17 protein-coding genes are annotated in these 22,608 nt (G+C 44.4%); 5 read left to right on the plus strand and 12 right to left on the minus strand.

Annotated elements, in window-relative coordinates; all coding sequences use genetic code 11:
• Positions 1 to 22: 22 nt before the first annotated feature.
• Positions 23 to 874 carry a thymidylate synthase gene (locus tag MARME_RS03575; RefSeq protein ID WP_013659899.1) on the minus strand — a complete coding sequence of 284 codons (852 nt, stop codon included), beginning with the start codon at positions 872 to 874 and terminating at the stop codon, positions 23 to 25.
• Positions 875 to 1,009: 135 nt separating this feature from the next.
• On the opposite strand from MARME_RS03575, the gene folA reads away from it, so the two are divergent.
• The gene (gene folA / locus MARME_RS03580) at positions 1,010 to 1,510 is read left to right on the plus strand and encodes a type 3 dihydrofolate reductase (RefSeq protein ID WP_013659900.1); all 501 of its coding nucleotides are present in this window, start codon (positions 1,010 to 1,012) and stop codon (positions 1,508 to 1,510) included.
• Between the two features lie 153 nt (positions 1,511 to 1,663).
• Here the strand turns inward: folA and MARME_RS03585 are convergent, their stop codons facing one another.
• Positions 1,664 to 3,019 (minus strand): lectin-like protein, encoded by a 1,356-nt coding sequence (locus tag MARME_RS03585; RefSeq protein ID WP_013659901.1) that lies wholly within the window; start codon positions 3,017 to 3,019, stop codon positions 1,664 to 1,666.
• Between the two features lie 206 nt (positions 3,020 to 3,225).
• Between MARME_RS03585 and MARME_RS03590 the strand changes: the two genes are divergently transcribed.
• Positions 3,226 to 3,645, plus strand: coding sequence for a secondary thiamine-phosphate synthase enzyme YjbQ (locus MARME_RS03590; RefSeq protein WP_013659902.1), 420 nt, complete (start codon positions 3,226 to 3,228; stop codon positions 3,643 to 3,645).
• A gap of 7 nt (positions 3,646 to 3,652) precedes the next feature.
• On the opposite strand, the gene MARME_RS03595 is transcribed toward MARME_RS03590, so the two are convergent.
• The 3 genes from MARME_RS03595 to ilvD form a co-directional block, all read right to left on the minus strand.
• On the minus strand, positions 3,653 to 4,879 hold the full coding sequence (locus tag MARME_RS03595) for a GGDEF domain-containing protein (protein WP_013659903.1): 1,227 nt from the start codon (positions 4,877 to 4,879) through the stop codon (positions 3,653 to 3,655).
• Positions 4,880 to 4,899: 20 nt separating this feature from the next.
• On the minus strand, positions 4,900 to 5,742 hold the full coding sequence (locus tag MARME_RS03600; protein WP_013659904.1) for a 23S rRNA (adenine(2030)-N(6))-methyltransferase RlmJ: 843 nt from the start codon (positions 5,740 to 5,742) through the stop codon (positions 4,900 to 4,902).
• A gap of 170 nt (positions 5,743 to 5,912) precedes the next feature.
• A complete protein-coding gene (gene ilvD / locus MARME_RS03605; RefSeq protein ID WP_013659905.1) occupies positions 5,913 to 7,757 on the minus strand; it encodes a dihydroxy-acid dehydratase in 1,845 nt (614 codons plus the stop codon).
• A 206-nt stretch (positions 7,758 to 7,963) separates the two neighbouring features.
• Here ilvD and MARME_RS03610 point away from each other — a divergent pair, with 206 nt between their 5' ends.
• A complete protein-coding gene (locus MARME_RS03610) occupies positions 7,964 to 9,169 on the plus strand; it encodes an EAL and HDOD domain-containing protein (protein WP_013659906.1) in 1,206 nt (401 codons plus the stop codon).
• Positions 9,170 to 9,624: 455 nt separating this feature from the next.
• Here MARME_RS03610 and fdxA read toward each other — a convergent pair whose 3' ends face one another.
• Together fdxA and mutS are read right to left on the minus strand one after the other, a co-directional pair.
• Entirely contained in the window at positions 9,625 to 9,948 is a 324-nt protein-coding gene (fdxA, locus tag MARME_RS03615; protein WP_013659907.1) for a ferredoxin FdxA, read from the minus strand.
• 247 nt (positions 9,949 to 10,195) lie between these two features.
• A complete protein-coding gene (mutS, locus tag MARME_RS03620) occupies positions 10,196 to 12,838 on the minus strand; it encodes a DNA mismatch repair protein MutS (protein WP_013659908.1) in 2,643 nt (880 codons plus the stop codon).
• A gap of 197 nt (positions 12,839 to 13,035) precedes the next feature.
• Between mutS and MARME_RS03625 the strand changes: the two genes are divergently transcribed.
• Both MARME_RS03625 and recA read left to right on the plus strand, forming a co-directional pair.
• On the plus strand, positions 13,036 to 13,527 hold the full coding sequence (locus tag MARME_RS03625) for a CinA family protein (protein ID WP_013659909.1): 492 nt from the start codon (positions 13,036 to 13,038) through the stop codon (positions 13,525 to 13,527).
• Positions 13,528 to 13,667: 140 nt separating this feature from the next.
• Complete coding sequence (gene recA, locus MARME_RS03630; RefSeq protein ID WP_013659910.1) at positions 13,668 to 14,714, plus strand: recombinase RecA; 1,047 nt, start codon at positions 13,668 to 13,670, stop codon at positions 14,712 to 14,714.
• A gap of 223 nt (positions 14,715 to 14,937) precedes the next feature.
• Here recA and MARME_RS03635 read toward each other — a convergent pair whose 3' ends face one another.
• From MARME_RS03635 to MARME_RS03655, 5 genes are all read right to left on the minus strand, one after another.
• Positions 14,938 to 16,989 (minus strand): LruC domain-containing protein, encoded by a 2,052-nt coding sequence (locus tag MARME_RS03635; RefSeq protein WP_013659911.1) that lies wholly within the window; start codon positions 16,987 to 16,989, stop codon positions 14,938 to 14,940.
• 19 nt (positions 16,990 to 17,008) lie between these two features.
• Positions 17,009 to 17,497 carry a hypothetical protein gene (locus tag MARME_RS03640; protein WP_013659912.1) on the minus strand — a complete coding sequence of 163 codons (489 nt, stop codon included), beginning with the start codon at positions 17,495 to 17,497 and terminating at the stop codon, positions 17,009 to 17,011.
• A gap of 413 nt (positions 17,498 to 17,910) precedes the next feature.
• Positions 17,911 to 19,428 carry a sigma-54-dependent transcriptional regulator gene (locus MARME_RS03645; protein WP_013659913.1) on the minus strand — a complete coding sequence of 506 codons (1,518 nt, stop codon included), beginning with the start codon at positions 19,426 to 19,428 and terminating at the stop codon, positions 17,911 to 17,913.
• 107 nt (positions 19,429 to 19,535) lie between these two features.
• A complete protein-coding gene (locus MARME_RS03650) occupies positions 19,536 to 21,086 on the minus strand; it encodes a SpoIIE family protein phosphatase (protein WP_013659914.1) in 1,551 nt (516 codons plus the stop codon).
• Between the two features lie 12 nt (positions 21,087 to 21,098).
• The gene (locus tag MARME_RS03655) at positions 21,099 to 22,607 is read right to left on the minus strand and encodes a response regulator (RefSeq protein ID WP_013659915.1); all 1,509 of its coding nucleotides are present in this window, start codon (positions 22,605 to 22,607) and stop codon (positions 21,099 to 21,101) included.
• Between the last annotated feature and the right edge of the window lies 1 nt (position 22,608).

Below are 22,608 nucleotides of genomic sequence, written 5' to 3' on the forward strand. Positions count from 1 at the left end.
CGTATGAAAAGCGAATGCGTTGCTATACAGAAAAAGGATACTGGATTGCGTCGTGGCATTCATAGCCTTCCACTTCAAAATCATCCATGGTTACCCATGTTTCAATATCTTCGAGTGTCTTTATGTCGGGATTGATCTTTAGTCTAGGTGGTTCGAAGGGCTCTCTCTTCAACTGAACATCACGCATTGGTGCAAGCTGATCTTCGTAAATATGTGAGTTAACGAGCTTATGGTAAGCATACCCAGCCTTCTTACCTGTGATTTGGGCGACTAAAGCGAGCAACACATAGACCTGAACCATATTAAAGTTTAAACCTAATGGTACATCGCAGCTGCGTTGCGTGCTGTTCAGGTAAAGTGTCTCGCCAAGCAGAGAAAAGTGGTGGCTGTACATACAAGGGCGCAAACAGGCCATATGAAAGGCACCGGGGTGATAAAAGGTTAAAATTTCCCCACGGTTATCCACACCTCGTTTAAGGTCATGGACGATTTGCTTCAATAGGTCAATGCTACCGCCATCGGGCTTAGGAAAGTTGCGACCAATCGCACCATAGCAAAGCCCCATGTCGTCTTCACCTTTACGGTAGGGGTTGTTTAACCATACCTGATTTTCATTGGCGTTCGCATCCCAGGTTTTGGTGCCTAACTGACGGAAGTCCGCTGCATTGTCATACCCTCTAAGGTAACCTAAAATCTCCGCAATGGCCGATTTCCAGTAGCTTTTACGAGTTGTGACTAGTGGAAATTCACCTGCGCCCACATTGTATGTGAGATCAGCATTGATGACGGTTAAGCAGCGTTTTCCTGTTCGTTCGTTGTCAACCCAAACTCCTTCATCAAGGATTCGTTGACAAAGGTCGAGATATTGTTTCATGAAAAAACCTAAGTTAATGGATGCGTGTGGTATTCGACAATGAAATCGTGCTCACCACAGGTATAATAGTCTGAATCGGATTATAGCAAATGTGTTCCTGATGAAGTTATTCACATTTTAAAAAAAGGTAAAACTATGTTGTCTTTGATAGTGGCGATGTCTACTAACCGAGTGATTGGAATCAATAATGCTCTGCCTTGGCATTTGCCAAATGACCTGAAATATTTCAAGCAGGCGACCATGGGAAAACCCATTATCATGGGGCGAAATACGTTTGAGTCGATTGGTAAGCCGCTGCCAGGTCGTAGGAACATTGTGATCACGCGCAACCCAGATTACAAAGCGGACGGTGTTGATGTGGTTGGATCGCTAGATCAGGCTATTCAATTAGGTGAAGACATCTGTTTGGTTAATGGCCACGAAGAAGTGATGATTATTGGCGGATCTCAAATCTATGATCTTGCTCTTTCACGTGCCGACCGACTCTATATCACCCATGTTGATGCGCATGTCGAAGGCGATGCGTTTTTCCCTGAAGTCGATTGGAGCGGTTATGAAAAAATCGCCGAAGAAGGCTTTGAAGCATCGGGGCATAACCCTTATGACTACCGTTTTAGTGTCTATCAGCAAAGATAACGTTCGCGATTTCGACGCTTTAAATTTGTTATTAAGAACTAATGTTTGATTCGCGAAAATAAATATTGAAACTTGCAGCGCTTTTGTATTTGGCTCTTTCTAACAAGAACTGGCGAAACCCTAAAAGGGCTACAAGTCTCAATGCGTTTTTTGCTATCTAGCTATTCCCGCTGCGTATAGTTGGTTAAGACTTTGGTTTTCGCAACCAGGTAACGAAACGCCGGATGTATAACGGAAGTTACCTGCACTGTCGAAACGTATTTGTCTAGTATTAACGGATTGGTGGATATATATAGCATCTCCGTTACTTGTACCATCAGCAAAGCCATGTAGCTCCATTGCCCAAATATTGTTATTTGATGCTTTGCATAACAATAGTCTTGGGAAACCGTGTCGAACAAGGTTATTGCCAGCTTTGAAATCGTATGCAACTCCTTCCGAATATAGTTCCGACAAGCTCTTATTAGCACACCCCGGTAGTGAATCGCCTGAAGTATGTTTGAAGTTACCTGCACTATCAAAATGTATTTGCCTGCTGTGAACTGATTGGTGAATATAAATAGCGCTCCCATTGTTCGTTGCATCTGCGAATCCATGCAATTCCATCGCCCATATATCGTTGTTAGAGGCTCTACATAGTATTAGATCTGGAAACCCTCGTCTGACTGAGCCTGCGACTAAATCACTTTCAATAGGTAAATCTATCGCACTCCCCTGAGCATAAAGCTCAGATATGGTTTTATTGGCGCAATCTGGGAAAGAATCACCAGTAACACTTAGTGGGTTACCATTTTGAGCAAAGTTGACTCTACGACTATGAACAGATTGATGGATATACATAGCGGAGCCATTGTTTGTTGCGTCGCTAAAACCATGAAGTTCCATTGTCCAGATGTCATTATTGGAGGCTTTGCATAATATTAAGTTGGGAAAGTTTGCACGGACCGTACCTTTACTGGTGTCAGTGCTAGGGTTGAAACCATACTCAACGACGAAGGCTCGCATTTTACGAGTGCCTACAGCATCATTCCAGTGATTGCTGGGCAGCGAGCTATTTAACGCGAAGTATTGTAAGCTATTTTCTTTATCAGATTCTGAGGCAATACCTCCATCATTAGGTTCACCGTTAGACCAAGGTAAAGTAAATTCTGTAGTATAGAACTGTTCACCATTAACCCATTTCCAGCCCTCGTCTTTCGAAGATGAGCCGTCAGTTTGCTTGCCACCTATCCACGGGCCTTCTAATGAAACAGAATGATTTTGCCAATAAGCAGTATTATTGATTAGTGAAAAAACAAAGTCGTTTTCATATTCACTATTGATTGTCGCTAAATGGCCGCCTAATATTTCTGCAGTTTCTTTTGCATCTTGCCAAGTGATTCCTCCTCCTACGAGCAGTACTTCATAGAAGTGATTATTTCCGCCTACTTCACTTTTCCATTGTGTTGGTCCTGAGACCGATAAATTGCTAAATGTTAATAAAGCGATTAATAAATATGCCTTTCTCATAATCTTATCCTTACAGTTTAAGTATCCGTATATCTTCACATTTGGAAGGAAGGGCTTTATTTCGGCTCTATATTCCAATATCAAGTATGAAGATGAGGGAAGATTATAATATGCGTGGATAGGTGTCATTGCTTTTTGGCTGAATGTAGAAGTATCTATGCTCAACAATTATAGTGTCTAATTGATTAAACCGAGAGGCAATGAAGATGTGGTGGCAAAAAGAGATCCAAATTCCCAAAAAGTCGCGAGGCTTTCATTTGATCACGGCGCATATCGAATCGGCGATAAAAGAGATTCGTCATGCGAATGTAGGGCTACTGCATATTCAAATTCTTCATACTTCCGCGTCTCTGACAATCAATGAAAATGCGGATCCGCTAGTACGGGAGGATATGGAACGGCATTTTTGTCATATGGTGCCTGAAAATCAACCGTATTATAAGCATACGTATGAAGGGGCTGACGATATGCCGGCTCATATAAAGAGTAGTATGCTGGGCAGTTCGTTAACGATTCCAGTTAGAGATGGAACGCTTTATTTAGGAACTTGGCAGGGGATTTATCTTGGGGAGCACCGAGATTACGGTGGCTCCCGTCGATTGGTTCTTACGTTTAACGGTGAGTAAACAGTCTTTAGTTGACTACTACGCTCTGACGAATACGTCGACCTTCTTCTACGGCGTTGTTTGCGCTTTCTGCGAGCTCTTCAATGGTTTCGCCATCCTCAGGGAAGGTGGCAATACCGATGCAGAAGTTGGTGTGACTGGTATCTGAGTAAGCCAGTGCTTTTTCTTCGCGCTCATCAGGTTCCAGCATCGCATTTAGCAGTCTTGTTGCATCTTTTACACTGGTGTTTGGAAGCAGCAGTAACAGTTTTTCTTCAGCAACACGCGCTAATATATCGGCATCGCGCATTTTCTTATAGAAATAGTGTGCCGAGGTGTGAATCGCCATGTTGCGTTTATCTTGCGATATGTATTTCAAGGTGTCATTTGCATCTAGATCAATTTTTGCCATCGTCAAAGGCGTGTATTGACGACGTGCTAATTCAAGCTGCTTTTTGAAGTGCGTTAGTGCCGCTCCCCGAGTCAGCAGGCCAGTGAGTTCATCAAACGTCGCTTGTGCGCGTAGATGCTCTTCTAATGTCTTTTGTGAGCTGATGTCTTCGACGAAACCAACGACTCGGCTAATGTCGCCATCCGCTGTGTGGCTATAAGCGCGGCCGCGCTCTTTCACCCATAAATAGTTATTTTGATCGCTGAGAATACGGTACTCAGCTTCATAGCCGACTAATCTATTTTTTACAAAAGAGTTAACAATATTGCTTAAACGCTCAACATCATCCGCATGAACGAGTTGATGCCATTCTGGTGTTGTTTTAGGGGTTTTTAAATCACTACAGTGTAATAACGTGGCGAGAGACGCCGAGCAGTAAACGCTATCGCTGGCTGTTTCCCATACCCAAAGTCCTGCTGAGGATTCTGAAAGTGTGAATTTTAACAGCGTGTTTTCGGTAGCTCGTAGATCTTTATATTCGGGGCTGTAAACGCATCCAACAAAGTGGTTTTTGTCTGCAACTCGAAACTGAATATCGACGTCCAGTTCATTAGATCCCATTTGAAGTGCTACGGAGCATCGTTCTATATCGTTTGAAGTGACGCCTTCGACAAACGCGTTCCAGCCGTCATCTGCAATAGGGTCTGCTATGCAACTTTTCCAATTACTTGGCATGGTCGCATCGACATTAGCATATAACTGCTGAAGGTTATGATTGACGGCGGTGATTTCACCGTCCGCGGTGCGGACAATAAAAGCCGGCGTAGGCATTAGTTCAAAAGCGGTTTGGAATGGAACGCTCATCCATTGCTCCTCTTTTTGTCTTATTCAGGTGTAATCCATTTTATTTGGAAATGCGCGTTCGCGTCTTCTGCAAGCGTATTTTGTAAATACGGCATAAACTCTTGCGCTTCTTTTTCGAGTGTCCACGGTGGGTTAACAATGATCATGCCACTGCCGGCCATTCCCCGTTTTTCCTCTGTTTCTCTAATACATAATTCTAGCAGTAAAATATTTCTAACTTCTGTCTTCTTAACGGCATCAAGCAAACTATCGGCCTGTCTTCTGTTCAGTACAGGATACCAGATTGCGTACGTCCCTTGTGAGAAGCGCTTATGACCTTCTTGAAGCGCTTTTACGACATCTTGGTAATCCTTTTTCACCTCGTAAGGTGGGTCCATTAACACAAAACCACGTTTTTGTGGCGGTGGTAACATTGCTTTTACCGAACCGAACCCATTTTCTTTTACAACATTTGCTTTACGCTTTTTCGGAAAAAGTGACGCAAGCAAAAGATAATCGTTTGGGTGAAGCTCGCACAAGTGTAGCTTATCTTTTTGTCGTGTGTAGTAATCCACGACCTTTGGGCTGCCTGGATAGACTTCTAATATCTCATTCGGATTTAGAGATTTAACGATATCCAGATATTGCTCTAAGGGCTCAGGTAAATCGGACTTAGACATCAATCTGCCAATACCTGTGTCGAATTCTTTATTAAGCTGTGCCTGATCAGACGCCAACTCGTACATTCCAATACCTGCATGTGTATCTAGATAAAAGAAAGGCGCGTCTTTTTTGACAAAATGGCGACAGATTTGGCTAACCACTAGGTGCTTTAAAATGTCGGCATGATTGCCTGCGTGGTAGATATGACGGTAGCTGAGCATAATAGTTCCGAGGTAATGGCTTTAACGTATTTTATACGTTGTCGAATCAATGTAATCCGTAAAGAATAAACAAAAAAGGCCGCGCTTTGAAAGGCACGGCCTTCTACTTCCTTTTTCTATTCTAGCGGTTTGCTAAAACAAGCTTTGTGGGGCCTGTTTTAGGGTCTACGCTAGTCGATTTGATCTAAATCGCGAACAGCACCTTTATCAGCACTTGTCGCGAAGTGAGCGTATACTTTCAACGCAGGCGATACTTTACGAGGGCGCTCTTCAGCAGGCTTCCAAGCGGCGCTGCCTTTTGCATCCATCGCTTCGCGGCGGCTTTGTAGTTCTTCGTCAGAGATTAAAACGTTGATACTACGATTTGGGATATCAATTAGAATCTTGTCGCCTGTTTCAACAAGACCAATTGCTCCGCCCGCTGCGGCTTCTGGTGAAACGTGACCGATTGATAGACCTGATGTACCACCAGAGAAACGACCGTCTGTTAACAAAGCACATTCTTTGCCCAAGCCTTTTGACTTGATGTAGGACGTTGGGTAAAGCATTTCTTGCATACCCGGACCTCCGCGAGGGCCTTCATAGCGTACGATAACGACATCGCCAGCTTTTACTTTATCGTCCAGAATATTTTTAACTGCTTCATCTTGAGATTCGGTAACATGCGCTGTTCCTTCGAATACTAGGATAGATTCGTCAACTCCTGCGCTTTTAACCACACAACCATCAAGAGCAATGTTTCCGTAAAGAACCGCTAGACCGCCTTCTACCGAGAATGCGTTTTCTAATGAGCGGATACAGCCATTTGCGCGGTCACCGTCCAAGGTTGGCCAACGGGTTGACTGACTGAAAGCTGTTTGAGTTGGAATACCGGCAGGGCCTGCTTTGTAAAACTCAACAACCTCAGCAGAAGGGGATTCCATAATATCCCACGCTTTAAGTCCATCTAACATGGTGTCAGAGTGAACGGTATGAACCTGGTTATGTAAGATACCGGCGCGATTCAATTCACCCAAAATACCGAAGATACCACCTGCACGATGAACGTCTTCAATGTGATACTTTTGAGTGTTAGGGGCAACTTTACACAACTGTGGAACAGTGCGCGATAAGCGGTCAATGTCTTGCATCGTAAAATCAACACCCGCTTCACGTGCAATAGCGAGTAAATGTAGGATGGTGTTGGTAGACCCGCCCATTGCGATGTCTAGTGTAATCGCATTTTCAAAGGCTTCCATAGTTGCAATAGAGCGAGGTGCCCATTGCGGCTGATCTTCGTCGTAATACTTCTTAGTGATATCGACGATGCGCTTACCCGCTTCTTCGAACAAACGACGACGGTCAGAGTGCGTTGCTAATGTTGTACCGTTGCCAGGAAGGCTTAATCCTAGTGCTTCGGTTAGACAGTTCATTGAGTTTGCAGTGAACATACCGGAGCAAGAACCACATGTTGGGCATGCGGAGCGCTCATATTCTTCAACAAGTTCATCTGACGCTGTTGGGTCCGCAGCGATGACCATTGCGTCCACTAGATCAAGTTTATGCTCACCTAACTTTGTTTTACCCGCTTCCATTGGTCCGCCGGAAACGAAGATAACTGGAACGTTTAGACGCATCGCAGCCATCAACATTCCAGGGGTAATTTTGTCACAGTTGGAAATACATACGAGAGCGTCTGCGCAGTGCGCATTAACCATGTATTCGACTGAATCTGCGATAAGGTCACGTGATGGCAGACTATATAACATGCCGTCATGACCCATTGCGATGCCGTCATCGACCGCAATGGTGTTGAATTCTTTAGCTACACCGCCTGCTTTTTCGATTTCTCGACAGACTAACTGTCCAATGTCTTTAAGGTGTACGTGACCGGGTACAAATTGAGTGAATGAGTTAGCGACGGCTATAATTGGTTTATGGAAGTCGTCATCTTTCATACCCGTTGCACGCCATAGTGCACGTGCGCCGGCCATATTACGGCCGGAAGTGGTCGTTTTGGAGCGGTAGTCTGGCATCGGTTTCCCCACAGATATCTTATATTTTATATAGCCGACTATCTTATCAAGAATCTTCACTTCACCCAATGTAATTTTGTAAGCCGCATGACTTTGAAAAGTGAGTGTAAAAAAAGGTAAGTTGCTATTTTTGTAAATAAGAAAAGGTTGCTCCGAGTGCAATTGCAAGAGATACTGTCTAACTTAGGAAAAAGTTGGTGTTTTAAATGGTGAATTATCAAACTGTCGCAGTGGCACGACAGCCGATTGTTGATGATAAGCTTAGGGTCTTTGCGTATGAGCTATTGTATCGTCGTGACTCAGAAGCAAAGGAAGCAGACGTAATTGATGACGTAGGTGCGACTGCGCATGTCATCACGTCTTCATTGTTGGATATCGGCTTAAATAATATCGTCGGCAAACATGAAGCATTTATCAACTTTCCTCGTAGTTATCTCGTTAACCCAAGTGGCGTTCCGCTCCCAAGAGATAAAGCCGTCATTGAAGTGCTTGAAAACGCTGGATTTGACCCTATTTTGTTGGCCGCGTTGAGACGCTGGAAGGACGCAGGTTATAAGATCGCACTGGATGATTTTCAATTTGAAGCCAAATTGACTCCTTTTGTAGAACTTGCTGACTATGTAAAGCTTGATTTGCTCGCATTGGGTAAAGATGAGTTCCATGCTCAAGTAGACGCATTAAAGTCATTTGACGTAAAAATCATTGCAGAGAAAGTCGAAACTTGGGACGATTTTCAATTTGCCAAGCTGTTGGAAGTGGATCTTTATCAAGGTTACTTCTTTGAACGTCCTCAGGTTCTTACAAACAAGTCGACCAGTGTGAATCAAATGACACTGCTGCAATTGATGGCGGCGTTGATTAAAAACACGGATGGTAATATTGACGACATCGAGAATATTGTCAGTCAAGACGTTGGCTTAGTACATAAGCTATTAAAATATCTCAATTCACCTATGACCGGGCTGGTTGCATCGGTTGATAGTGTCCGTTTGGCCATTACCTTAATTGGTGTCGATCATTTAAAATCATTGACCAATTTGTTGTTAATGTCTGCAATGACAGAAGATCGTCCTGCTGTTCTATCTCAAGTCCTAGTTAGGTCTAAGCATGCGGAACTGTTCGCAGCAAGCAAGGACTACAATAATCTTGATAAGTTTTTTTTAGCGGGCATGATGTCGATGATCGATGTGTGTGTTGGTCAGCAGCTTGAAGATGTTCTTGCTGAATTGCCGCTTCCTGAGGATTTTAAGAAGTCTATCGTTGAGAGAACGGGGCGTGTTGGCCACACCTTAGAACTCGTGGAGCTATTCGAGAAAAATCGCCTAATTAAGGACGATCAAGATAGGAAAGTTATTCAAGAAACCTATGTTGAGGCGCTTAAATGGGTCGACGAGTTTATGGCTCGTTTATAGGTTCATTTGCAGGCTCAGCGTGCTTTTGTCCATTATTCATTTTTCTCGTCAGAATATTCCTACAAAGTTTGTCAGGAAAATCTCTTTTTAGCGTCGTCTGTTTTCATCTCTTTCTGTTTTTTACTTTATCCCTTTGTTTATAAGGGGATTATCTCTTTTTTATGCCTTTTCCCCTTGTTTGTTTGTTTTTACAAAATCGCATATCTTTAATTCATCGAAGGATGAAACGGGATCTGGCGATAAGGAATTGCCTGCTAGGGAAGCGCTAATTATTTATGGATTCGGCTGGAAGCCAACAGGGAGATGGACGATACAGTGCGATGGATTGTATTGCCACATGGAGTGGGTAGGACTCGATAGACTATCGATACTCAGGAAAGAGCCGTTGTCAGGATGACAACAAAAACAAGCGACCAAAAGGTCGCTTTTTTTTATGTCGAACGATAATGCGCTGATTATCGCTCTAGGTGTTCTAGCTTGTCTTCAACGCCGTCCCATTGAGCAGCATCTGGAAGCGGGTCTTTACGTTCTGCGATGTTCGGCCAAATAAGCGCTAGGTCTTGGTTCAACTCGATAAAGACTTCTTGACCTTCGGGAAGCTCGTCTTCAGAGAAAATTGCACCAGCAGGACATTCCGGCTCGCAAAGAGCGCAATCGATACACTCATCTGGGTTGATAGCGAGGAAGTTTGGTCCTTCGTAGAAACAGTCCACAGGGCATACTTCTACACAGTCTGTGTATTTACAGCGAATACAGTTATCAGTAACAATGAAAGCCATACAGCTTCTCCTTTAAAACTTAAAAGCGAATGTTTGGGAAGAGGTTGCTTGGGCTCATGGCCTTCGTCAATCCTTAAACTTCCTCTAATTATAATGTGGCGATATTTTAGAGTGATAGACTATTTTTCAGCAAGGAACAAATAGTCTTCATCTAAACTTATCTGGTCTTAGCTTATAATTTTATTAAAAATAGTTTTTTTATAACTAAAACCTTTTTTAAATATAAGCAGATTGACTCAAATACCCTCTAAAGAGATTCTTTTAACCTGTATAACGCGTTTAAAGCGTCTATGGGGGTGAGATTATCTAAGTCTAATTCTTGTAGCGCTTCTTTTAGCTCATTTTTTTCCGCTTCAGCGAACAAGTCCGGTTGCCAGCTTGCTGGGTTTTCTCGAATTTGGTTTGATTGTTCGATGTTAGGTTGATGATCTGATCCAATCTTACGCACAGCCCCCGTATTTGGTTTCGCCGCTGGGCTGTCACTTTCTAATTCCGCTAATTTATCCTTCGCATTACCAATCACAGAGCGCGGCACACCAGCAAGTTGTGCTACCTGAAGACCATAAGACTGGCTAGCAGGGCCGTCGTGCACTTGATGCATGAAGACAATTTCGTCTTCGTATTCTGTCGCCGTTAGGTGGACGTTAGCCGCTTGCGGTAATTGTTCTGCAAGTGTCGTCAACTCGAAATAATGAGTGGCGAATAGGACATAGCATTTTAACTGATTTGCCAGATATTCAACAGCAGACCACGCAAGAGATAACCCATCAAACGTACTGGTGCCTCGTCCAACTTCGTCCATGAGTACTAAGCTGTCTTTGGAGGCATTATTCAGAATATTTGCTGTCTCGGTCATTTCTACCATGAAGGTCGAGCGCCCACCGGCAAGGTCATCAGATGAGCCCATACGTGTGAAGATACGATCCACAACAGAGATTGATGCTTTTTGAGCGGGTACAAAGCTTCCTGTGTGTGCCAATAACGTAATAATGGCAACTTGTCGCATGTAGGTCGATTTACCACCCATATTTGGGCCAGTAATCATGAGTAGGCTGCGTTGTCGGTTTAATTCTAAATCGTTTGGAATAAACGGATCGGAAATGACGGACTCAACGACAGGGTGACGTCCTGCCTGAATAGATATGCCGCCGTTGTTATGCAGTTCTGGGCAATGGAAACTGAGCCGCTCTGCTCGTTCTGCAAACGAGGTCAGTAGATCCAGCTGGGCAACCGCTTGGCTGCTGGTTTGCAATTCGCCTAGAACTTCATTGAGCTGGTCTAATAAGCCTTCGTAAAGTTGTTTTTCCCGTGCGAGTGCTTTGGATTTCGCGCTAAGAGCTTTATCCTCGAACTCTTTTAACTCTGGCGTAATAAAGCGCTCGGCGTTTTTCAAGGTCTGGCGTCGAATGTATTCAACGGGCGCCATATCGGAATGTAGACGGCTAATTTCAATGTAGTAGCCATGTACTCGGTTGTAGCCTACTTTAAGAGATTGAATCCCCGTTCTTTCTTTCTCGCTTCGCTCTAACTCGGCTAAGTAATCGGTCGCATTGGTTGAAAGGGATATGAGCTCATCTAGTTCGGCATCGTATCCTGTGTCGAAAATACCGCCATCTCGGATTACAGACGGTGGGTTTTCGACTAAGGCCCGTACAAGAGTGTTTGCGATTACAGGCTGCTCGATGATTCTCTTATACAAGGATTCAAGTCGTTGGTCTTGCAAGCTGTCTAGAATAAGACGAATTTCAGGAAAGCTCTCAAGTGCAAAGCGCAGTCTTAGAAGATCTCGTGGTCTCGCGGAACGCAACGCAACACGCGAAAGAATTCGCTCAAGATCGCCAACTTGTTTTAAAAGGGGTAGAAGAAGATCGTATCCGAAACCTTCTTTTAGGGCCTTTACCGCGCTTTGACGTTGATGCAACTCGTCTAATTGGCGAATAGGGGTATGCAACCAGCGTTTTAATAGTCGAGACCCCATCGGTGTGGCGCACGTGTCTAAAACGCTGACAAGCGTATTGGTTTGTGTTCCGGTTAAGTTTTGATCAATTTCTAGGTTTTTGCGCGTTGCACCGTCAATCAGTACGGTAGCATCGCGCTGTTCAACACTGATCGACTGGATGTGTGGCAGAGCGGAGCGCTGGGTGTCTTTCGCGTATTGAAGTAAAGCACCAGCCGAAGCAATCGCGGCTGTTTGGGCTTCACAACCAAATCCAGAAAGGTCTTTTGTATTGAACTGTTGGATGAGTTGACGATAACTGGATTCATAGTCAAAGTGCCAAGGGCCCAGTTCACAGACTCCTTTTTCCAGCGTGATGGTGTCTCGTGCTGGGAAATCTTCAGATATGAGTACTTCCATTGGCGATAAACGTTGAAGCTCGCTTGCAAGCGCTTCAAAACCGTCTACTTCAAACAAACTAAAGCGACCACTGGCCATGTCGAGATAAGAAAAACCAAATACGTCCAGGCCCTTTCGTTGAGTATGGGCAATGGATAATAGAAGGTTTTCTCTCTTTTCTTCCAGAAAGGCTTCATCACTGATTGTACCTGGTGTCACAATTCGCGCGACTTGGCGTTCAACAGGGCCTTTGGAAGTGGCAGGATCACCTACCTGCTCTGCAACAACAACGGATTCCCCCATGCGCACGAGACGGGCAATGTAGTTTTCGGCCGCATGAAACGGAATGCCCGCCATAGGAATAGGCTTACCGCCAGAGTGGCCGCGTGCTGTTAGGGTTATATCTAATAGCTCCGATGCTCGTTTCGCGTCTTCATAAAAAAGCTCATAAAAATCGCCCATGCGATAAAATAGCATTTGGTTTGGGTGGTCGGATTTTAGGCCAAAGTACTGGCGCATCATGGGAGTATGGTTATCTGAAGAAGATTTGGTCATAGGATTCGTTATGTTGTTGTTACACTGAATGTTTATCGCTAATGTTTAGTGTGTTTCTATTAAGGAAGGTGCGAACAGGTCCACTGGCTTCAGCGTTTGGATAACTATTCTTTATTCGTAGCTTCTTTAAGTAAATACACCATGATAGACAATGATGCATTCTACGCTAAAACCTAGCCGGATTTAAGGTAAATAAAATGAATGATCTTGAGAGAGAAATTAATGACTTAGCGACACAAGCTGCCGGCTTATTGATCGCTCGAGGTTGGATGCTGGTCACGGCGGAGTCGTGTACTGGTGGTCTAATTGGCGCGTCTTGTACTGAACTAGCGGGCAGCTCAGCATGGTTCTTTGGTGGCGTTATTAGTTATGACAACGCGGCGAAAATGAAAGGCTTAAATGTTAGTGAGCAAACACTTATTGATCATGGCGCAGTGAGCGAAAAAACGGTTAAGCAAATGTGTGCTGGGGCTCTGAATTTAGGGGGAGATCTGGCCGTTGCGGTGAGTGGTGTGGCCGGCCCATCAGGAGGAACTACGGAAAAGCCTGTCGGCTGCGTTTACATCGGGTGGCAAAAAAAGGGCCAGGAAGCGCAGATTGAGCGCTGTCAATTTGATGGTGACCGTAAAGATGTTAGGCTTAAAACGGTGGTCAAAGCGCTTGAAGGCGTTGTAACATTTGCGAAATAAAAAATACTGTTTTTTTATACAGTATTTTCTTGTGTGCGGCAGAAAAAAAAGATAGAGTTGCATTCAAGATATTAGATAGCACTGCGATCAGGATTAAGACGCAGCGTATTCGAACGAAGATTATTTAGAAGGGCTTTTATATGTCAACAGCAGACAACAAGAAAAAAGCGTTAGATGCAGCGCTTTCCCAGATCGAACGTCAGTTCGGTAAAGGTGCCATCATGAAGATGGGTGAGGGAGCGAAGTTAGATATCGATACGGTATCTACAGGTTCATTAGGATTGGATATTGCTCTGGGTGCTGGTGGTCTGCCGTTTGGTCGTATTTGTGAGATCTACGGTCCGGAATCTTCAGGTAAAACCACATTAACACTGAGTGTGATTGCTGAAGCTCAAAAGCAAGGTAAAACCTGTGCGTTTATCGATGCAGAGCATGCCTTGGATCCAGGCTATGCAGAGAAGCTTGGTGTTAATATTGGAGAGCTTTTGGTCTCTCAGCCAGACACAGGTGAGCAAGCGTTAGAAATCTGTGACATGTTGGTTCGTTCTAACAGTGTTGATGTTGTGATTGTCGACTCTGTCGCCGCGCTTGTTCCTAAGTCTGAGATTGAAGGTGAGATGGGAGACTCCTCAGTGGGTGTTCAAGCTCGATTGCTTTCTCAAGCGATGCGTAAGTTAACGGGGTCGATTAAAAACGCAAACTGCCTTGTTATCTTCATTAACCAAATTCGAATGAAAATTGGGGTTATGTTTGGTTCGCCTGAAACCACGACAGGCGGTAACGCATTAAAATTCTACAGTTCTGTACGTCTTGATATTCGTCGTATTGGTTCGGTTAAGCAAGGCGATGAAGTAATCGGTAACGAAACGCGCGTTAAAGTGGTTAAGAATAAAATTGCGCCGCCATTTAAACAAACTGAATTCCAAATCATGTATGGCCGTGGTATTTACCGCATGGGTGAAATCATCGATTTGGGTGTAAAACAAGGCTTCGTAGATAAGTCTGGTGCTTGGTACGCCTATGGCGGAAGTAAAATTGGTCAGGGTAAAGCAAACGCAGCTCAATATCTGAGTGATAACCCTGAGATAGCGCAAGAAATCGAAACGAAGATTCGTGAAGCGTTATTGCCAAGTTCTCAGAAAGAAGAGAAAGAAGAAAAAGCAGAAGCGGATCAGTTAGAGTTTTAACTCGATTTAGATACCGTCGTTTAAGTGAAGTCGTCTAAGTAAAGCTGTTTACGTAAGATAGCGTAGATAGATCGGTTGAGGCGAGCCTGCTGAGATATGCTCGCCGAGATGTACTTTCTAAAAAGTACTGGCCTAGACGATGTGATCACTGTTTATTTCATAAAAAATCCCTGCTATTAGCAGGGATTTTTTTTAAGGCTTCTATGCATCTTGAACTTAGCGGTTATTGGTTGCTAATTATTCGAGATAACGAATGAGGCTTTTGATACCAGTTGCCTTCTAATTGACCACCCGATTCAACATAGTCAACAAAGCTTGGGTAGGCTTTTATCAGATCCATACGCTCTTTAGGGTGATTCCATAATACGGGAAGCTCCAGTGCCCAAGGCATGCCGTTTTCATTTAGAAATGCATTATTCGGATAATCTGATCGATCATCATGAGTACCGAACAAAGCATGGTTGAATCGAGCGGACACTTTTTTGTTCTTCAAATGCACTTCCAGTCCTCGTCCAGGTTGGCCTATCCCATGCCATCTATTGGGGGTCGCGAAAATGAATGGATTGAGAACGTCTTTGGGAGCCGTCGCATCATCGATCGCAGTGGATAAGGGAACCGATACTGAGAAGTCTAATTCAGTGAGCTCGCCACACCCGATTTGCGTACGATAGAATTCGCAGCCAGCGGGTTTTTCAATGTGATTCCAAAGATTAATTGCGATCACAATCACTGCATCATCAGCATCGGCACCGGCTTCCAACGGGGCGGAGTCTGCCTGAATAGCATTGTCCAGTTCAAAGACAATGGCTGCTTGATTCACAGAAGAGCGTGGAAGGCCATCTAGCTGAATCGCAAACCCGTTACTGTAACTCGCGCCATGAGCTAGGATACTACCTTCAATAACATATCTTACTGCTTGGGCTTCTTTGACATAACGATGGGTGCGATAAGATACGACGACGTCGTTCATGTCGTAGTCTCCGACCACAGGCCACTTATCCTCGTATGCAAGTGTCGTGTAGCTGTTGGCTGACGGATACGAATACACCGTCGTACCTTGTTCAGTCACCACAATTTGCATGTCTTCTACTTCTCCGTCAGACACACCGCCGTTCGGTCCGATGCCCGTTGAATTTGAGTATCGTGTACGCATCCATGTCGTTCCGGTCGTCGCGTCAGCAGGGGTATCAAAGACCACAAGGTTATCACCGTCAGTCAGTGATTGATCCGTTACGACTTGGTCTGAGTCATTGAATTCACCATCTTGACTCCAATCGACCCACATATTGACAACGCCATCGCCTTTAGCTTTTATCGATATTGCCGAATCCAAGCCTTGTTCAAATGTGGTAACAGGTGTTACACCATCATCGTCTCCTCCTATCGTGTCGCCAAGGAAGAGATCGTTTGTCATACCATGACGGGCACCGTTATTGTCGAGATTCGAGCCATAGGAATCCGGTGCGTCACCAAAGTCGACTCGTGAATCTTCATCGAGCAAGCTTGCGAGTGCGCAACGTGCGCCGTCATTTTGAGACGATGAAGGGCCGAGTGCAAAAAACTCAGCTTGCGGTGACACGGCCTGAACATCGATACGGAAAATATGCCCATCTGAATTTCGGCTGATATAGAAAGTACCATTTTCATCGAAGTATGAGGCCCCAAATGTCCCGCTTTGTCCGACGTTGCCAAGACTCACGGAGGTGCCACTGTTTGCATCTATTTGATGAAGCTCCCCGTGACGATCAACGGCATAGAGCTGGTTATTAACTGGGTGCATCGCAAAGTCAAAAATCGCGATGTTGAGCGTGTCCCCACTGACGACCTGTTGCGTATTTAGGTAGTCGGGAGAATTTGAATCGAGGCTGATTCTATATAAACCAAAATCCCCGCCTGGGCGGTATAGATAATAGGCATTTTCGGTCAGAGAAATATCACCAACGTAGAAACTTGTGCCTGGCAATCCAGATGCTGCAAGCGCTTTGATTTGATAATTCGAGTGTATTCTAGCGATATTATTAAACTCGCTTGTGAAAGCGTACAGATAGTCATCATGGACATTATAGGCCATTGCATTTAGTTTACTACTTGTGCCTAAGTTGTCTGAGAGCATTTCATACAGGCCAGTCGCGAGATCCACGCTGTAGAGTTTCGCTACTGAATCTTGAACAAGAAAAGCATCGGTAGGACACTCGTTAAACGGGTCGGCGTATGCGCTGGTCATAAGTGCAGAGCTAACTAATCCTGTTAATGTCAGTTTTTTTAAATGAGTCATGATAATCTCCGTGATTTAGTTAGCGTACGACCCAGTAGCTGCCATCGGTGGGTTGCCACTGGTACGTTGTTTTTGTCGATAAGTCAGAGTAAGCGCGTAGTTCTAAGATCAGAAGGTGGTTGTGCTTAGCGAGTGTAAGAGGGACCTGTAACTCACCATGAGTAATCGTCGCTTTGTATAGGCACTGACTGTAATCAATAGCGGGAGAATCCATGGCGACTTGATCCGGTGACGAAGCTTGGGGCAAGCACACATTAACCATAACGCGCTCGTCTGAAAATTGAGCCAGTTGGATATCGAGTGACAGGTTCTGGTTATTTGAAAAATCGAAGTCTGAAGATGTCTTTAGCTCGGACGTCGTGCCCACAGTAGAATCATTTGAAGGTGTGCTACCGACCCCGTTATTATTGCTGTCAGCTTCATTTTGAGCTGAGGAACCTGTTCCTGAACCGCCACCGCAGCCAGTCAAAAGTGCGAAAAACACTATCGCGATACTGTACTTAAACATGAGTATGCTCTCCATAATTTGATTACATACTCTGTTTGAGCAACAAGTGGGCCTGTTTTTATTTTTTATTTAAAATCAATTGTTTAAGTTTTTCATAAGGTGTTTTTTTTGCATTATGCAAAGCAAGTTAAGCGTGATGCTTGAAGGAGTATTTGCACTTTGCAAATACTCCTTCAACTGATTGACTAGGAGCTGGTTGTATCTGAGCTGGTTGTATCTGAGATGGTTGTATCTGAGCTGGTTGTATCTGAGATGGTTGAACAGGAGTTGATTGAATAGGAATTGACGGGGCTGAGTATGATTAAGTAGAGGACGACCAGAGCGAAGAAAATAGCGAGTACATGACGTTCTTTTGTAGGACTCGCTTTTGCTTGGCTTTCTTCGTTAAGCCGTCTCCGTTAAGCTTTCTTTGTTCAGTTTTCTTTGGCTGCTTTCTCGTCTTCCATTGCGTCCCATTGTTGTTTTTTTCGATAGATGGTTGAAGGGCTGACTTCGAGCTTGGCGGCCGCTTGTGGGATGTTGTCGTCGCAGAGCGCGATTGCTTTTTCAATGACTTCTTTTTCCGTGATCCAAAGCGGACGAATATCATCAATGGTATCGGGTTTAAACTGCATCTGTGAAGTGGAGGTGACAGGGTTTACCAGTGCCGCCGGTCCATTGCCGACAAGCGCAGCCGAATTATCCATGCTTCTTGATAACTCTGCCATAGGAGGTGCGACGGGTGAGATTGGGACATCGCCTAAATCGCGCGATAAGCCATTGAGCGGCGGCGGAAGCATGTCTTCATCGACCATATCGCCATCGTTTAGCACGATGATATTGCGAATAACATTTTGCAGCTGTCTTATGTTGCCGGGCCAAGAATAACTATTAATGACCACTTCTGATTTGGGTGAGAACCCTTTAAAGCCTTTTGTTTCTTCTTTGCTATAAAGACTAAGAAAGTGCCGAGCCAATAGAATTAAATCGTATTCTCGGTCACGCAATGGTGGCAAATGAATCGGAATAACATGCAACCGATAATACAAATCTTCTCTAAATCGACCTGCTTCTACTTCTTTTAATGGGTCTCTGTTTGTTGCACAGACAAATCTAACATCGACCTGTTTGGTTTCGCTGCTGCCGACTTTTTGAAAACTGCCTGTTTGAATAAAGCGAAGCAGTTTAACTTGAAGGTCCAGATCCATTTCGCAGATTTCATCTAGAAAAAGTGTGCCTTGATGCGCGCGCTCTGCTGCGCCTTGGCGTGGGGAGATTGCACCCGTAAATGAGCCTTTTAGATGACCGAAAATTTCACTTTCCATCAGGTCTTTTGGAATGGCGCCACAATTAAGCGCCACAAAAGGTTTTCCTTTACGTTGACTTAATGAGTGTATGGCTTCCGCACAGACTTCCTTACCAGTTCCACTTTCTCCTGTAATGAAGACGGTTGCCTTACTAGGGGCGGCACTGTCGATAATGTTATAGACCCGCTGCATTGCCAATGAACTTCCTACAAAGCCTTCAAAGTGGCTGCGTTCGTAGTTGTCTTTTAGGGTTTTTATTTGCGTTTCAAGTTGACGGCTTCTCAGGGCGTTTTGAACCGTTGTGATCAGCCTGCTCGCGCTGAATGGCTTTTCGATAAAATCAATTGCGCCATATTGCATTGCTTCAACCGCATACTCTACCGATCCATTTGATGTGATGACAATTGATGAAGAAGGCAGCTCATTGCTTTTAACAAATTTTAGGACATCAAGACCATTCATATCGGGCAGGTGGATATCCACCAACAACACGTCGAAAGTGGTCTTTTTAAGAGCATCTAAGGCGGATTGACCGTCGCTTACCAAGGTCAATCCGTAGGGAAGAGATTCCAAGTAACTAAGATAAAGCTCAGCCATTGTTTGACTGTCTTCAATGATCAGGATTGAGGCTTCCCTTGATGCCATATACCGTTCTCCTAGCTAATTATTGCGCAGTAATCGCACTGTCGACACGTTGAATTATGGCGCGCCCTTGCATATCTGTGTCGATCTTCACTCTCTCTATTGCGTACTTAGTCACTTTTAGAAGAAGACTGTTTTTCAATAACAATTAAACTTATGTCGTCTATGTTTGGTAATTGAGTGACAAACTCCGCAATGGTATTAAGCATCTCATGTCGACTACCATAGGCTTGATTAAAGAGCGACTGCAAGTCGTGTAGTCTTTCTCTTTCGGCCTTCGGGTCATTCGCAATTTCTACTAAACCGTCTGTAAACAATAGCAGACGCTCACCCTCTTTGAGAACACAATGATTGGATTCTAGTATAGGCGAGCTAAATAGCCCTAATAAAGGCGCTGTTATGGGCAGCGAGGAAATATAGCCTTCTTGCGTTATTAGGTAGGGTGGTAAGCCGCCCGTATTGATAATATTGATTCCGCTTTCTGAGATAGACAATGACTGCATAGTGGTCAGAACATCGCTTCCAGCGACGTTTAGCCAGTGGTTTATTGTCTCGCAAAGGTAAGATGGGTACTGGGTATGGTGTAATTTCGATGTTTGAAAATGATAGGACGAAGACTGAAGTGCGCCGAGTAATCTTGCAGCATTGAAGCTGGACTTTAAATCGTGTCCCATCACGTCGCACAGGGTAATCCCCAGCGAACCTTTAGTGAGTTTTTCGACGTGCCAGCAATCGCCGCCGCCAATATCTGCGCTTTGAGTAAAGGTGCTAATTAGATAACCATCCAAAATGTCGTCTTTCACGGTATGGCGTAGTTTTGATTTTATATCGGTATCGAGCAGTTTATGGGTTTGCTGTTCGATGCTTTTCCTTTGTTGAAGGACTCGATCTATGACGCTAACGAGTTTGTTTTTCTGAATTGGCTTAAGTATGAAGTCGTCAATATTAAAGCGCGCTATGCCGTTTTCGAGGGATTCGTTGCTGTCACCTGTTAAGAACACAAACGGAGTGAGGGCCAAATGAGTAATGGCGCTGATGTGTTCGCGGAACGATATACCATCTAATTCAGACATGTGAATATCTGAAATGATAATGTCGACCTTGTTATTCTTAAGCCATTGAAACGCCGCCAGCGGAGACTCAAAAAGGCAGAGTTCATGCTCTTGAAGATACAGTTCTAACAAAGAAAGTTGCACGGTATCGTCGTCTATAATCGCAATTTTGTAGCGTGCTTTTTCGCTTTCGACGAGTAACTTGAACAACCATTGATTCTTAATGGCGTGGCCGCTATCAGCGTCTCCATTATAAGTGCACAGGTCAAACTGATCTTTTAGGATGGAAAGACCATATCCGTTCGTTTGTAAGTCAGAATTGAGCAGCACATCCAGCTCATCTATTTCTAGGTCCTCTATTGCGCCACCGTTGTCATCGATCTGAAGCGTGAAATCAAAGGCGTTCCATTCGAGCTTTAGGCTGACCAGCGTGGGCGCGGGAGAACTGTGTCTGATGTAGTTCGCGCTAATCTCACTGATCGCAAGCAGGACTAAATTTTGTTGAGAAACGGACAGCGGAGACTGGAGTAAAAGCATTTGCGCCGCGTTTCTAAGCTTTCTCGGTAACTCTGCGTCAAAATCAAAGTGGATGCTGTGTGGTAGTCCCATTCGTTTTCGCCTCTAGTTAAGTGTTTCTTGCAGTTGGCGTTTTGCGTTTTCAAAACTTTTGCGCGCTTGCTCAATAAGAGGAAGGATGGATTCCTTGTTGCTGGTCAAACAGAGGCTTTCAATTTGTCTGGCAAGGTTTGCAAGTGACAGTAAACCGAAGCTTGCTGCGGTGCTTTTTATCGAATGAGCTTCTCGTTGAAGATGAGAGCGGTCTAACTGATTTTTATCTTCTAGAACCGTCAGTCTATTCTCGATTTCATTAATCGCTACCTGTTTCATATGCTGTGTTTTATCTAAGCCAATATCACGTTGCATTTGTTCTATAACGGACATGTCCAGTTGATCGGCGTCTTGCTGTTTTGCTTCTAGCGGGCTTAGTTCTAAGGACTCAAGTTGTGAGTGGCTAGATGCATTCGGGTTATTTGGCAAAAGAGCGTTGTCAGAAACATGAGAGTGAGAGACCTGTCTATCAAGAACCTTGAGCAATTTCTCCTTGTTGAGAGGTTTAAGAACAAACTCGTTAATCTGATATTCTTTCATACGGTTTGTGATGTCGTCACTTTTTGTTCCTGATAGAGCAATGATGGTCGTGCTTTTTTGGCTTGGTATTTGTCGTATTTTTTGGGTTGTTTCATAGCCATCCATGTCGGGCATTTGCAAATCCATAAAAATGCATTTCAAGGAGGTTTTTTCTGCGATGTTAAGTGCTTCCTCACCGCTTTCGACCGTAATGACAGGCAGGTTTAATTCCTCTAGTAAGCCTTTTGCCATCATTAGGTTGGTAGGGCTGTCATCGACGACCAGAATGGCGCCGTCAGTAGTCTCTAAAGGCGAATTGGTCGTTGTCTCTTGCTCCGATTGCGCAGTAGAAGGCATAGGGATTGACTCGGAGGAAGAGAGCGTCGATGTTAATACAATGTACTTTATTCCATTCAATGAAAAGCCTTGAAGTTGCAGACTAAGAACCTGACCGCTAAGGCTAATGGCATTGGTTCTTTTAAGGTCAAACTTAGCCGTCTCTAAATCAGATTGAAGGTAAGCGTCGACGTGTGCCATGCCTGAACTGTCCAACACGTCTTCGAGAGAAAAAGCGTGTGTATTATCGACGCTAAACAGTTTGCGAGCGGCTGCATTTACGTTTGATACGCTGTCCTGTTCAAACGCGATGACAGCAACTGGCAGTGGTTCGATAAAGTGAACTATATCGCTTGTGATGTCGTTTCCATTTGTTTCTTGCGACGGTATTACCTCCGATAATTCGGAAGTAGAAGACGCCAACTTCTGTTCACTCGACGAAGGGCTTTCCTGTGTCGCCAAAAGCGTTGCCCGCGTGGATTGTGCTTCGGCGTCTATTTGAGGCTCGGTGAACCAGACAATGATCAACGAAAGTACGAGGCTGCCTGCAATGGCTAAGTGTATCGGCAGCGCCATCGTTTCGATAGGAAACAATAAAGGGACAACCGCTATAACGAGTCCAATGACTAAGATCGTTAGGAGTACGTTCTTACGATGTTTTAACATA

The sequence above is a fragment of the Marinomonas mediterranea MMB-1 genome, assembly GCF_000192865.1.
GTDB lineage: Bacteria > Pseudomonadota > Gammaproteobacteria > Pseudomonadales > Marinomonadaceae > Marinomonas > Marinomonas mediterranea.